Origin of the sequence: Klebsiella sp. 64 (genome assembly GCF_018223915.1) — a bacterium.
GTDB lineage: Bacteria > Pseudomonadota > Gammaproteobacteria > Enterobacterales > Enterobacteriaceae > Klebsiella > Klebsiella pneumoniae.
In genome coordinates this window covers 40,267-52,885 of record NZ_JAGRQZ010000025.1, presented here as the reverse complement: position 1 = coordinate 52,885, position 12,619 = coordinate 40,267, and the positions used below count along the sequence as shown (strand labels likewise).

The 12,619-nt window shown below is 54.7% G+C and carries 14 protein-coding genes; 8 read left to right on the top strand and 6 right to left on the bottom strand.

What is annotated here, in order from left to right:
* Positions 1 to 9 precede the first annotated feature (9 nt).
* The 5 genes from rsxG to gstA all read left to right on the top strand — a co-directional run bounded on the left by rsxG (position 10) and on the right by gstA (position 4,797).
* Positions 10 to 630 (top strand): electron transport complex subunit RsxG, encoded by a 621-nt coding sequence (gene rsxG / locus KHQ23_RS17185; protein ID WP_002907731.1) that lies wholly within the window; start codon positions 10 to 12, stop codon positions 628 to 630.
* Positions 631 to 632: 2 nt separating this feature from the next.
* Entirely contained in the window at positions 633 to 1,331 is a 699-nt protein-coding gene (locus KHQ23_RS17180; RefSeq protein ID WP_002907733.1) for an electron transport complex subunit E, read from the top strand.
* A 1-nt stretch (position 1,332) separates the two neighbouring features.
* The gene (gene nth, locus KHQ23_RS17175; RefSeq protein WP_002907734.1) at positions 1,333 to 1,968 is read left to right on the top strand and encodes an endonuclease III; all 636 of its coding nucleotides are present in this window, start codon (positions 1,333 to 1,335) and stop codon (positions 1,966 to 1,968) included.
* A 607-nt stretch (positions 1,969 to 2,575) separates the two neighbouring features.
* Positions 2,576 to 4,081, top strand: a complete 1,506-nt coding sequence (dtpA, locus tag KHQ23_RS17170) for a dipeptide/tripeptide permease DtpA (protein ID WP_004151206.1) — start codon at positions 2,576 to 2,578, stop codon at positions 4,079 to 4,081.
* Positions 4,082 to 4,191: 110 nt separating this feature from the next.
* Positions 4,192 to 4,797 (top strand): glutathione transferase GstA, encoded by a 606-nt coding sequence (gstA, locus tag KHQ23_RS17165; protein WP_004175870.1) that lies wholly within the window; start codon positions 4,192 to 4,194, stop codon positions 4,795 to 4,797.
* Positions 4,798 to 4,839: 42 nt separating this feature from the next.
* Here the strand turns inward: gstA and pdxY are convergent, their stop codons facing one another.
* From pdxY to anmK, 5 genes are all read right to left on the bottom strand, one after another.
* Positions 4,840 to 5,700, bottom strand: a complete 861-nt coding sequence (pdxY, locus tag KHQ23_RS17160) for a pyridoxal kinase PdxY (protein WP_002907739.1) — start codon at positions 5,698 to 5,700, stop codon at positions 4,840 to 4,842.
* A 61-nt stretch (positions 5,701 to 5,761) separates the two neighbouring features.
* A complete protein-coding gene (gene tyrS / locus KHQ23_RS17155) occupies positions 5,762 to 7,036 on the bottom strand; it encodes a tyrosine--tRNA ligase (RefSeq protein ID WP_004175868.1) in 1,275 nt (424 codons plus the stop codon).
* Between the two features lie 124 nt (positions 7,037 to 7,160).
* Positions 7,161 to 7,817, bottom strand: a complete 657-nt coding sequence (gene pdxH, locus KHQ23_RS17150; protein ID WP_002907742.1) for a pyridoxamine 5'-phosphate oxidase — start codon at positions 7,815 to 7,817, stop codon at positions 7,161 to 7,163.
* A gap of 57 nt (positions 7,818 to 7,874) precedes the next feature.
* On the bottom strand, positions 7,875 to 8,198 hold the full coding sequence (mliC, locus tag KHQ23_RS17145) for a C-type lysozyme inhibitor (RefSeq protein WP_047694738.1): 324 nt from the start codon (positions 8,196 to 8,198) through the stop codon (positions 7,875 to 7,877).
* A gap of 92 nt (positions 8,199 to 8,290) precedes the next feature.
* The gene (anmK, locus tag KHQ23_RS17140; RefSeq protein ID WP_032434642.1) at positions 8,291 to 9,415 is read right to left on the bottom strand and encodes an anhydro-N-acetylmuramic acid kinase; all 1,125 of its coding nucleotides are present in this window, start codon (positions 9,413 to 9,415) and stop codon (positions 8,291 to 8,293) included.
* Between the two features lie 267 nt (positions 9,416 to 9,682).
* On the opposite strand from anmK, the gene slyB reads away from it, so the two are divergent.
* Both slyB and KHQ23_RS17130 read left to right on the top strand, forming a co-directional pair.
* Positions 9,683 to 10,150 (top strand): outer membrane lipoprotein SlyB, encoded by a 468-nt coding sequence (gene slyB, locus KHQ23_RS17135; protein ID WP_002907749.1) that lies wholly within the window; start codon positions 9,683 to 9,685, stop codon positions 10,148 to 10,150.
* A 222-nt stretch (positions 10,151 to 10,372) separates the two neighbouring features.
* On the top strand, positions 10,373 to 11,734 hold the full coding sequence (locus KHQ23_RS17130; protein WP_004180166.1) for a GGDEF domain-containing protein: 1,362 nt from the start codon (positions 10,373 to 10,375) through the stop codon (positions 11,732 to 11,734).
* A gap of 33 nt (positions 11,735 to 11,767) precedes the next feature.
* On the opposite strand, the gene slyA is transcribed toward KHQ23_RS17130, so the two are convergent.
* On the bottom strand, positions 11,768 to 12,208 hold the full coding sequence (gene slyA / locus KHQ23_RS17125) for a transcriptional regulator SlyA (protein ID WP_004143833.1): 441 nt from the start codon (positions 12,206 to 12,208) through the stop codon (positions 11,768 to 11,770).
* 172 nt (positions 12,209 to 12,380) lie between these two features.
* Here slyA and KHQ23_RS17120 point away from each other — a divergent pair, with 172 nt between their 5' ends.
* Entirely contained in the window at positions 12,381 to 12,617 is a 237-nt protein-coding gene (locus tag KHQ23_RS17120; protein ID WP_002907752.1) for a DUF1656 domain-containing protein, read from the top strand.
* Positions 12,618 to 12,619: the final 2 nt, after the last annotated feature.

Genomic DNA, 12,619 nt, shown 5'->3' with positions numbered 1-12,619 from the left:
AGAGCAATGATGTTAAAAACGATGCGTAAACACGGCGTCACGCTGGCGCTGTTTGCCGCCGGTTCCACCGGGCTGACGGCGGCGATCAATGAGCTGACCAAAAGCACCATCGACCAGCAGGCGGCCCTGCAGCAAAAGGCGTTATTCGACCAGGTTTTACCTGCCGACCGCTATAATAACGATCTGCTTAAGAGCTGTTATCTGGTCAGCGCCCCGGCGCTGGGCAAAGGCCAGCATAAAGTGTGGATCGCCAAAAATAACGATCGACCGATCGGCGCGGTGATGGAAGCCACCGCGCCGGACGGCTACTCCGGAGCAATACAGCTGCTGGTTGCCGCCGATTTTAGCGGCACGGTCCTCGGCACCCGCGTAACTGAGCATCATGAAACGCCGGGCCTGGGTGATAAAATCGAACTTCGCCTGTCGGACTGGATTACCCATTTTGCCGGGAAAGTCATCCACGGCCAGGGCGATAGCCACTGGGCGGTCAAAAAGGATGGCGGCGATTTTGACCAGTTCACCGGCGCCACCATCACCCCCCGGGCGGTGGTCAATGCCGTTAAGCGCGCAGGCTTATATGCACAAACGCTGCCTGCGCAACTTCCTGAATTCACCGCCTGTGGAGAATAACCATGAGCGAAGTTAAAGACGTCATCGTCCAGGGCCTGTGGAAAAATAACTCCGCCCTGGTTCAGCTGTTAGGTATGTGTCCTCTGCTGGCGGTCACCTCGACCGCCACCAACGCCCTCGGGCTGGGTTTGGCCACCACCCTGGTGTTAACCCTGACCAACCTGACCATCTCCAGCCTGCGCCGCTGGACGCCGGCGGAGATCCGGATCCCCATCTACGTAATGATTATCGCCTCGGTGGTGAGCGTCGTGCAGATGCTGATCAACGCCTATGCCTTCGGCCTCTATCAGTCGCTGGGGATTTTCATCCCGCTTATCGTGACCAACTGCATCGTGGTCGGCCGCGCCGAAGCCTTTGCCGCCAAAAAAGGGCCAGCGCTGTCGGCACTGGACGGTTTCTCGATCGGCATGGGCGCTACCTGCGCGATGTTTGTGCTGGGCTCCCTGCGCGAGATCCTTGGCAACGGCACCCTGTTTGACGGCGCCGACAGTCTGCTTGGCAGCTGGGCGAAGGTTCTGCGCATCGAGGTTTTCCACACCGACACCCCTTTCCTGCTGGCTATGCTGCCGCCAGGCGCCTTTATTGGCCTCGGCATGATGCTGGCGATTAAATACCTTATCGATGAACGTAGCAAACAGCGGAAGGCGCAAGCGGCCCGGGCCGTCTCTGTCGCCCCGTCCGACGTGACAGGGAAAGCATAATATGAACAAAGCCAAACGCCTGGCGATCCTCACCAGGCTGCGGGAAAACGATCCCCACCCCACTACCGAACTGCATTTCAGTTCGCCGTTCGAGTTGCTGATTGCCGTTCTGCTTTCTGCACAGGCCACCGATGTCAGCGTCAACAAAGCGACAGCCAAACTCTATCCGGTGGCCAATACGCCCGCAGCGATGCTGGCCCTGGGGGTGGATGGGGTAAAATCGTATATCAAGACTATCGGCCTGTTTAACAGCAAAGCGGAAAACGTCATCAAAACCTGCCGCATCCTGTTGGAGCAGCACAATGGTGAGGTGCCGGAAGACAGAGCAGCGCTGGAGGCGCTACCCGGCGTGGGCCGTAAAACCGCCAACGTGGTGCTGAATACCGCCTTTGGCTGGCCGACCATCGCCGTGGACACGCACATCTTCCGCGTCTGCAATCGGACGCAGTTCGCCCCGGGCAAGAATGTTGAACAGGTGGAAGAGAAGCTTCTGAAGGTGGTCCCCGCCGAGTTTAAGGTCGACTGCCATCACTGGCTGATCCTGCATGGGCGTTATACCTGTATTGCCCGCAAGCCGCGCTGCGGCTCCTGCCTGATTGAAGATCTTTGCGAATACAAAGATAAAGTCTACGCCTGACTGTCTCGTCTCTATTGCGGTCATAGCTTAACTCTGGGTTATGGCCCGCATTCATCTATTTCACCGGCCATTAACACCACATAATCATCATGATTATGGATGATTATCCGGTTATATAACAAACAACTAGTTCATTCATTTTTTATCAGCGCAAAATTTCTATGCATTTGTGATCCAGATCATGCTCGCAACTTTATGTTGATTGAATGTTACTGGAATGGAAATAAATGTCAGGCAATACAACGGATGAGTAAAGATTGTCAGGATAATGACCCATTATTTTTTAAGATAATGGACCATATCACTATGCTTACGCCAGATCAGTAGAATATATCGCCTTTTCCCGGAAAACCGGCGAACCCAAAAGATAAAAATACCAACGATATCGAAACGGTAAAATTTAACGCTGTATAACATTCATATGTCCGGAGCATTATACCACCCTGATTATGTGTAACAGATTATTACAAAAGCCTTGCCTGATGCGCCAGGATAGTGAACATTACTTGCCGTTTTCCCTCCAAGAATAACTATAAAGGCGGCGGTCCAACGAGATTGCGCCCCGAACACCCCCCAGTAAATATGGGATGTAAAAAAAGAGGTATATGTGTCTACTGCAAACAATAAACCAGCAGAAAGCGTGAGTCTGAACGCTTTCAAACAACCACGCGCGTTCTATCTCATTTTCTCGATCGAGTTGTGGGAGCGTTTTGGTTACTACGGCCTGCAAGGGATCATGGCCGTTTACCTGGTAAAACAGCTGGGTATGTCGGAAGCGGATTCCATTACTCTGTTCTCCTCCTTTAGCGCGCTGGTTTATGGCCTCGTCGCCATTGGCGGCTGGCTGGGTGATAAAGTGCTGGGTACCAAGCGTGTCATCATGCTGGGCGCTATCGTGCTGGCGATTGGCTATGCGCTGGTGGCCTGGTCCGGCCATGACGCCGCTATCGTCTATATGGGTATGGCGACCATCGCCGTCGGTAACGGCCTGTTTAAAGCCAACCCGTCCTCCCTGCTTTCTACCTGCTATGACAAAAACGACCCACGTCTGGACGGTGCATTTACCATGTACTACATGTCCATCAACATCGGTTCGTTCTTCTCTATGCTGGCAACCCCGTGGCTGGCCGCACGTTTTGGCTGGAGCGTAGCGTTTGCCCTCAGCGTGGTGGGGATGGTGATCACCATTATTAACTTCGCCTTCTGTCAGAAATGGGTTAAACAGTACGGCTCTAAACCGGACTTTGCCCCGGTACACATGGGTAAACTGCTGGCGACCATCGCTGGCGTGGTGGTGCTGGTCGCTATCGCCACCTGGCTGCTGCATAACCAGGGTATCGCACGTATGGTGCTGGGCGTCGTCGCACTGGGTATCGTCGTGATTTTCGCCAAAGAAACCATAGGCCTGAAAGGCGCTCCGCGTCGTAAAATGATCGTCGCTTTCCTGCTGATGGTAGAAGCGATTGTCTTCTTCGTGTTGTACAGCCAGATGCCGACCTCGCTGAACTTCTTCGCCATCCGTAACGTGGAGCACTCGATCCTCGGTCTCGCCTTTGAACCGGAACAGTATCAGGCGCTGAACCCGTTCTGGATCATGATTGGTAGCCCGATTCTGGCCGCCATCTACAACAAGATGGGCGACCGCCTGCCGATGCCGCACAAATTTGCTATCGGTATGGTACTGTGCTCTGGCGCATTCCTCGTCCTGCCTTTAGGGGCGAAGTTCGCCAGCGACGCCGGTATCGTCTCGGTCAACTGGCTGATTCTGAGCTACGCGCTACAGTCTATCGGTGAACTGATGATTTCCGGCCTCGGCCTGGCGATGGTCGCTCAGCTGGTTCCTCAGCGTCTGATGGGCTTCATCATGGGCAGCTGGTTCCTCACCACGGCAGGCGCGGCGATCATCGCCGGGAAAATCGCTAACCTGATGGCAGTCCCGGAGAATGTCACCGATCCGCTGGTGTCGCTGGAAGTGTACGGTCACGTATTCCTGCAGATTGGTATCGTCACCGCGGTTATCGCCGCCCTGATGCTGCTGACCGCGCCGAAACTGAATCGTATGACTCAGGACGACAGCGCGGACATTAAAGCACGCGAAACCGCGGCTGCCTGACGCCGCAGGGAAAACTAATTATTTTTAAGCCGCTAACGTTAGTTTAGCGGCTTTTTTTTTACCCCTGGCAGGACTAACATACAGAAAACTGCAGCCACGAGGAGTCACGCATGAAACTGTTCTACAAACCCGGCGCCTGTTCCCTTGCCTCGCATATTGCCCTGCGCGAAAGCGGTCTGGATTTTACCCTGCAGAGCGTGGATCTGGCCCAGAAACGGCTGGAAAACGGGGAAGACTATCTGCTGATCAACCCGAAAGGTCAGGTGCCGGCGCTGCTGCTGGATGATGATATCCTGCTCACTGAGGGCGTAGCCATCATGCAGTACATCGCAGACCAGGTGCCGGATCGTCATCTGCTGGCGCCGGTGGGCTCGATTGCGCGCTATCAGACTCTCGAATGGCTGAACTATGTGGCCACCGAGCTGCATAAAAGCTTTACCCCGCTGTTCCGCCCGGATACCCCGGAGGACTATAAGCCTGTCGCGCGGGGGCTGCTTGAGAAAAAGCTGCAATACGTTGATGCAGCGCTGGCAGACAAACAGTGGCTGACCGGCCATCGCTTCACCATTGCCGATGGTTATCTGTTTACGGTGCTGCGCTGGGCCTATGCTATAAAACTGGATATGGCTGCCTATGGTCATATCGGCAACTGGATGACGCAGGTGGCAGCGCGTCCGGCGGTGGCGGCCGCACTGGCGGCTGAAGGCTTAAAATAAGGCCTGAACCTGCCCGACGGACCGTCGGGCAGGCCTTGGGAGTTACAGCCGGGTGGCGCTGAAGCAGTGCTCCGGTACGGCGATGCGATCCTGCGCCGCTACTACCTGCAGTTCGTATTCCTGCATATTTTTGGTGGCGAGCATAATCTCGTACACCGCGGCGGTGACGTGTTCCAGCGCATCGCGCAGACTTGCCCCCTGCAGCAATTTTACCAACAGCAGACCGCTGGTCACATCGCCGACGCCCACCGGCTGACGCAGGCCGAAATCCACCAGCGGCCGACTAATATGCCAGGCTTCTTCGGCCGTCACCAGCAGCATCTCAAAACGATCCATACTCAGACCCGCACGGGCAAGATGCTTAACTAATACCACTTCCGGCCCCTGGGCAATCAGCTCCCGCGCGGCGGCCACTGCCTCGCTGACGCTGGCGACCGGATGACCGCACAGGATCTCCAGCTCAACCAGATTCGGGGCAATAATATCGCTGGCCGGCAGCGCATAGCGCACGTGGAACTCCGCCACGCCCGGCGCGACGATGCAGCCCTTCTCCGGGTGACCCATCACCGGATCGCAAAAATATTTCGCCGCCGGATTGGCCGCCTTAACCTGACGCACGATACCGAGGATATGCTCTCCCTGCTCAGCGGAGCCAAGATAGCCGCTCAGTACCGCATCGCAGGTCTGCAGCTTGTCGATATCGGCAATGCCCTGAACGATCTCCGTCAAATGCGAAGGCGGCATGACGCAGCCGGTCCATTTGCCGTACTGCGTATGGTTAGAGAACTGTACGGTATTCAGGGGCCAGACATTGGCGCCCAGACGGCGCATCGGAAATTCGGCGGCACTGTTGCCGGCATGGCCAAACACAACGTGAGACTGAATGGCGAGGATGTTCTTCATTTTCTTACCACAACCCTAAAAAGAAAAAGGGCGTGGTTTCCCACGCCCTGGCAGTATTTTTTTATTTCCAGCAGACCAGGCAGTAATTTTTCTTACCGCGACGCAGCAAGGTGTAGCGGCCAAACAGGCGATCGCTGTCGGCGAAAACATATTCCGGGTCGGCCTGTTTTTCGCCGTTGATGGTCACCGCGTTAGAGGCAACGGTTTTACGCGCCTGACCGCGGGACGGCTGCAGCTCGGAATCAACCAGCGCCTGCAGCAGATCGGCGCCTTTTTCCATTTCGATCATCGGCACGCCATCCTGGGCCAGCTGTTCGAAGTCTGCTTCGCTCAGGTCGCTCAGGTTACCGTTGAACAGGCTTTCGGTAATGCGCTTCGCCGCTTCCAGGCCTTCTTCGCCGTGAACAAGGCGCGTCACCTGCTCTGCCAGCACGTACTGGGCGCGCGGCGCTTTACCGCTGTTTTTGTCTTCTTCTTCCAGGGCATTGATCTCCGCAATGTCCATAAAGGTGAAGAATTTGAGGAAGCGATAGACATCAGCATCCGCGGTGTTGATCCAGAACTGGTAGAATTTGTACGGACTGGTTTTCTTCGGATCCAGCCACACGGCGCCGCCTTCGGTTTTACCGAATTTGGTGCCGTCCGCTTTGGTGATCAGCGGTACGGTCAGGCCAAACACCTGGTTCTGATGCAGACGACGGGTCAGATCGATGCCGGAGGTGATGTTGCCCCACTGGTCAGAACCGCCAATCTGCAGCGCCACGCCGTGCAGCTTGTTCAGGCAGGCAAAGTCGTAACCCTGCAGCAGATTGTAAGAGAACTCGGTAAAGGAGATACCCTGATCGTCACGATTCAGACGCTGCTTCACCGCTTCTTTGTTGATCATCTGGTTAACAGAGAAGTGTTTACCGATATCGCGCAGGAAGGTCAGCACGTTCATGCTGCCAAACCAGTCATAGTTATTCGCCGCGATCGCCGAGTTGTCGCCGCAGTCAAAATCAAGGAACGGAGCTACCTGTTTGCGGATTTTATCCACCCACTCCTGCACGGTATCCTCGGTGTTTAGTTTACGCTCAGCGGCTTTGAAGCTTGGGTCGCCAATCAGACCGGTTGCGCCGCCCACCAGCGCCACAGGTTTATGACCTGCCTGCTGGAAGCGTTTCAGGCATAACAATGGAACAAGATGCCCCAAATGCAAGCTGTCAGCGGTAGGATCGAAGCCGCAATAGAGCGCGATCGGGCCTTGCGCCAGTCGCTCTGCTAACGCTTCCTCGTCCGTCACCTGGGCTACCAGCCCCCGCTCTTGCAATTGTTTAATCAAGTTACTGCTTGCCATCAAATTCTCCATGTATAAACGACTGCACCTCTGCCGGTACACGACTTTTCGCCAGATGCGAAAAGTACATAGAATAAAGCGCCGGCCCTTTCAGCGCCAGCGCTTCGATAACTAATTTCGGCGTTTACGGCGCCAGACGGTCTATTTTCCAGGCGCCGCTATCGCGCTGGTATAAAAAGCGATCGTGCAGACGGTGTTCTCCCCCCTGCCAGAACTCCATCTGCTCAATGCTGACGCGGAATCCGCCCCAGAAGCTCGGCAACGGCACTTCACCCTGCTGGAACTTCTGCTTCAGCTCGAGGAATTTGCTTTCGAGGATGCCGCGGGCTGAGATCCGGCTCGACTGCTTCGAGACCCAGGCGCCAATCTGGCTGTCGCGCGGACGGCTGTGGAAATATTTGACCACTTCCAGCGTCGACAGACGCTCCGCTTTGCCGATTACCATCACCTGGCGCTCCAGCATATGCCACGGGAAAAGCAGGCTGACCTGCGGGTTGTTTTCAATTTGATGCGCTTTACGGCTGCCAAGGTTGGTATAAAACACCAACCCTTTTTCGTCGTAGTGCTTCAGCAGCACAATGCGCTGGTAGGGCTGGCCGCGCTCATCGACGGTGGCGACCACCATGGCCGTCGGGTCGGCAAGTTTCGCATCGCAGGCCTGACGCAGCCAGCGTTCAAACAGCGGCAGGGGTTCAGCAGGAAGATCGTGGCGACGCAAACCGCCACGGGTGTATTCACGGCGCAAATGCGCAATTTGCTGGAGTTCGTCGTTATCAGACATGGCCATTGAGGATGTAGTCATAAGGTGGCGTTATTGTGCGCCCCCCGGACAGAAATCTCAACGTTTGGCCGTCTGCAGCTGACAGTTATCAAGGACGATGCGGTCGCGCTTATAGACGGTGGCGGTTTCGCCTTTTGACCAGAACACATAGACGCCGTCGGTGTAGCGCGCCCCGGAAGCCGACAGCCCCTCAGACAGGTTCAGTTGCTGATTATCATAGATAAAACTGACCTGCTGGCGTGCGTTATTGCGATGGACCGTCAATGGTTTCTGGTCGCATTGATACTCCAGCGTGTCCGTCTGCATCCGCTCGACAAACTGGTTGTAGTAGCTACAGCCCGCCAGCATAAAAGGTACAACTGCGATAAGAATTTTTTTCATTCGTTTGCCTTCGACTTTCCCGGTCACGGCGGGCACTCCGCCCTCCGCTTAACTTGTCCAGTTTACCGGTCACATCGTATTTAAGATTTCAGTTAACTCCGATTCTGCGGCGGGTTAGCCGGAAAAATGGCGCCCAGCACCGAGGCTTCGCTGGCGCCGGTCACGGAGGGCAGATTGCCCGGCAGACCAGCCAGCGTTCGCCAGGCCAGCCAGGCAAAGGCCAGCGCTTCCATATCATCGCCGCTGATCCCCGCCTCATCGGTGGTGGAGACCTCGGTTCCCGGCAGCAGCGCCGCCAGGCGCGCCATTAACAAGGGGTTACGCGCGCCGCCGCCGCACACTAACAAACGCTCGCAGCCGCCGCTTAACAATACCTGCTCACTGATGGTGACGGCGGTCAATTCCGCAAGCGTAGCCTGAACATCCTCCCCGCGTAGCCCCGGATAGCGGGCCATATGCTGCTCCAGCCAGCCGTAATTGAAATATTCCCGACCGGTGCTTTTCGGCGCCGGCAAGGCAAACCACGGATCGCTCAGCATGTCCTGCAGCAGCGGCAGCAGCACTTTACCTTCGCTAGCCCATTGGGCGTCCTTGTCGTACGGTTTGCCCTTCTGGCGCCAGATCCAGGCGTCCAGCAACATATTTCCCGGCCCGGTATCATAGCCGCGCACCGGCTGCCCTTGCGCCAGCAGCGACACATTAGCGATCCCGCCGATATTGAGCACCATACGTCGCTCAACGGGGTGGGCCAGCAGCGCATGATGAAAAGCCGGCACCAGCGGCGCTCCCTGCCCGCCTAGCGCCATATCCCGGCGACGAAAATCCCCCACTACGGTTATCCCGGTGTGGGCGGCGATCTGGTTGTTGTCACCAATTTGCAGGGTATGCGGAGCCTCTCCCTGCGGTTCATGCCATACGGTCTGTCCATGGCAGCCGATGGCGATGACGTCGGTGGGTTTGAGACTTTCCTGGCGCATCAGCGCCAGTACGGCATCGGCAAACAGCCGTCCCAGACGGGTGTCCAGACGACCTAGCTGCGAAAGGGTCAGCGACTGCCCCTGGCAAATCGCCAGAATTTCTTCTTTTATCGCGTGTGGAATGGGCCAGGTGAGACTAGCCTGCTGCGCCACCATGTTTTCAGTAATGGTGGCCAAAACGACATCGATACCATCCAGGCTGGTACCAGACATAACGCCAATAAAGCGACCCGATCTCATACGTTTTCCTTCATTTCATGACCCTTGTATGCCCTTCACTCCATCATAAAGTGTCGGCTAATGCTATGTTGTACTAATACTTTTTAACAATAGAGCGACAAATCAGAGAACATCGTAAAGAACCGGCGTTTAGTTGAGGTTGAAGCACCAGTGTTTATTATTTTTTGTATAGTCCAGGGAGAACCTATGCCCGCCGACGACTAAATGCCATATAATTAACCGTATGGACGTTCAATTGAACACCTTCGGTGAACAGGAGATTCATAAATGATTTTACGTGTTTTGGCTGTATCGATGATTGGTTTTACGCTCGCAGGCTGCGTGAGCAGCAGCGGCCTGTCCGGCGACGTTTATTCCGCATCTGAAGCCAAACAGGTGCAGAGCGTGACTTACGGTACTATCGTGCATACGCGCGCCGTACAGATCCAGAGCGGCGACGATAGCAATGCCATCGGGGCCATTGGCGGTGCGGTACTGGGCGGGTTCCTTGGAAACACCATCGGCGGCGGTACCGGACGCTCTCTGGCTACGGCGGCAGGTGCGGTCGCGGGCGGCGTAGCCGGTCAGGGCGTTCAGGGCGCGATGAATAAAACGCAGGGCGTTGAACTGGAAATCCGTAAGGACGATGGCAATACCATTATGGTAGTGCAGAAACAGGGCAGCACTCCGTTCTCCGTTGGTCAGCGCGTGGCCATTGCCGGCAGCGGCAGCCAGGTCACCGTCTCTCCGCGATAATTCCCCTTACGATGCGGCCGGTTGCGCCGCATCGTATTTTTCAGCCACGTTTATTTCGCCGTAATAAATTAGTAGTAACCATCAGACATCTTTATTTTAATATTCCATGAATCATTGCGCCTGCGCAATATCTTATCTGCCCGCCCCTATTACCCTCAAGAACGTAAATTAGCCCTGGCGACTCATCGTCGCTGCCGTTGCCTTTTATGTGGAATATTGCCTATGCCCGAACATGTGCATCATATCGTTAAACGTCTAATCCTTTATATTTGCATTTGTTTACTGGCCGGGATTGGCATTTCCGGGATGACTGCGTTTTTTCATACCAGCTTCAGTAGTACTTCCTCAATATTATTTCCGCTGCTGACCAGTTTCCTGATGGTTTTTCATATTACCATTGCCTGTTTTATGGGCATGAAATACTGGAGCAGCAAGCGGCGTCTCTACCTTACTCCAGTCTCTTTCGGGTTTGCCTGCTCAGCGCTGCTGATGCTTGGCACGCTCAGCAGCTATCCGGACTGGCTTACCTGCAATCCGGCCCCGGTCGTTAATCAAAATGACGCCGTTATCTATTATTTCTTCCGCAATATAATGATGGCTGTGTTATTCATGTCATCTATTATTTTGTACTATTTTCGCCAGCGCATCATGCATTCGTGGAAAGCACACGTTCTTACATTTACAGCATGTATACTTTTTACGTTGACCATTATTGTTTTATCATGGCTATACTCCAGCCATTCGCCGTGGCTGAGCGTCAATTTTATCGACGATCTGAGCCATACCTTTACCCCGTTGTGGCAAAGTATTATCGGCTGGCTGCTGATGGCAGTTTGGTTCATCACGCTGATTTTATTAATTAGCTTGAGTAAACTGCGTAATATTTTTTGGTTCAGCGGCGCTTTTTTTTGCAGCGCTTATTTGTTCACGCTTTTCCAGCTGCTCTCCACCGCAGGGGAGCTGGATCAGACCTGGTACCAGGCGCGTTTTTTCGAAACGCTATGCACCTTGTTCCTGATTCTGGTGCTACTGGTTGACGTCTTTATCCTCTATCGCGAGTCTAACCACAAATATGTTCATTCGTATCAGAATTCGATCCGCGACCCGTTGACCCGCCTCTACAACCGCAGCTTCTTCTACGACACCCTTAACCAACAGCTGGCGAAGGTGAATGCCCAGCATCCGCTGTCGGTGCTCATCAGCGACCTCGACCATTTCAAACGCATCAACGATAGCTACGGCCACGTCGCGGGCGACAAAGTGATCCAGTTCGCCGCCTCGGTGCTGGAAAGCCATTCGCGGGTAGATGACGCCGCCGCACGCATCGGCGGTGAGGAATTTGCTCTGCTGCTGGTCAACACCGGTGAAAAAGAAGCGCAAGCGATCGCCGAGCGTATCCGCCTGGCGGTCAGTGCCGGGGAGAGCCATTTACCGGAGCGAATGACCATCAGCATGGGGGTGTATACCACCTACGACAATAGCGTGACAGCGGAAGCGTGCGTTCAGCGCGCGGACGAAGCCATGTATGAAGCAAAGAATAACGGACGTAACCAGGTGATCGTCTGGCATCGGCAGGGAGGGTGAAAAAAGGCCCGGATTAGCCCGGGCCGCAAAGAATTAATCTTTAGCCTGGAGATCGAGGATATTTTGTTCAAGTTTACGGATTAAGTGGAGCAAGGTTTCCACTTCCTGCTTCGAGACCCCTGAGAGGATTTCATCACGGGTCTTACCTATCACCTCTTCCATCTCGTTGATCAGCGGTTCGGCTTTTTCCGTCAGCTTGATGCGTTTGGCCCGCCGATCGCTTGCGCAGGTCTGGCGAGAAATGAGCCCTTTCTCCTCCAGCTGATCGAGCGTGCGCACCAGCGACGGCTGTTCAATACCGATAGCTTTCGCCAGCTGGATCTGCGACTGCTCAGGCGGCAGCTGGTGGATGTTATGCAGCGTGACCCAGTGGGTCTGCGTTAACTCCAGAGGTTTCAGGCGATGGTCGATTAGCGCGCGCCAAACGCGAACTAAACGTGCCAGATCAGAACCAAGTGGCGATTCCAATTTCATCTCCTTATAATTAGCTTGCTAAGTTATTATACTGATTTTAGAATAGTGTGCAGCATTTGAATTATCAAAACAAATGAATTACTTGATTCAACAAAAACCAAAACAATGATTTACACTGTTAAAGAGTAGCACGTCCTGAGGTTACCCCTGTAATGGCAAAGGATTTTTGCTTGTGAAACTGAGTCTTAACACATCCGGATTGCCGCTGCAGGACCTGGTGTTCGGCGCGTCCGTCTATTTCCCTCCGCTGTTCAAAGCCGTCTTGTTGGGTTTCTTTATCTGGTTGTTTTTACATCGCCAGCTGCGTGACTGGATGTATGCGGGCGACATCTGGCACCCGCTACTAATGGATCTATCCCTGTTCGCGCTCGCGGTCTGTCTGGCCCTGGTATTGCTCATTGCCTGGTGATC

Coding starts and splice junctions, on each gene's coding strand:
- rsxG (WP_002907731.1), top strand. CDS start 10: ATGTTAAAAACGATGCGTAAACACGGCGTCACGCTGGCGCTGTTTGCC.
- tyrS (WP_004175868.1), bottom strand. CDS start 7,036: ATGGCAAGCAGTAACTTGATTAAACAATTGCAAGAGCGGGGGCTGGTA.
- KHQ23_RS17180 (WP_002907733.1), top strand. CDS start 633: ATGAGCGAAGTTAAAGACGTCATCGTCCAGGGCCTGTGGAAAAATAAC.
- anmK (WP_032434642.1), bottom strand. CDS start 9,415: ATGAGATCGGGTCGCTTTATTGGCGTTATGTCTGGTACCAGCCTGGAT.
- nth (WP_002907734.1), top strand. CDS start 1,333: ATGAACAAAGCCAAACGCCTGGCGATCCTCACCAGGCTGCGGGAAAAC.
- slyA (WP_004143833.1), bottom strand. CDS start 12,208: ATGAAATTGGAATCGCCACTTGGTTCTGATCTGGCACGTTTAGTTCGC.
- mliC (WP_047694738.1), bottom strand. CDS start 8,198: ATGAAAAAAATTCTTATCGCAGTTGTACCTTTTATGCTGGCGGGCTGT.
- pdxH (WP_002907742.1), bottom strand. CDS start 7,817: ATGTCTGATAACGACGAACTCCAGCAAATTGCGCATTTGCGCCGTGAA.
- gstA (WP_004175870.1), top strand. CDS start 4,192: ATGAAACTGTTCTACAAACCCGGCGCCTGTTCCCTTGCCTCGCATATT.
- KHQ23_RS17130 (WP_004180166.1), top strand. CDS start 10,373: ATGCCCGAACATGTGCATCATATCGTTAAACGTCTAATCCTTTATATT.
- slyB (WP_002907749.1), top strand. CDS start 9,683: ATGATTTTACGTGTTTTGGCTGTATCGATGATTGGTTTTACGCTCGCA.
- pdxY (WP_002907739.1), bottom strand. CDS start 5,700: ATGAAGAACATCCTCGCCATTCAGTCTCACGTTGTGTTTGGCCATGCC.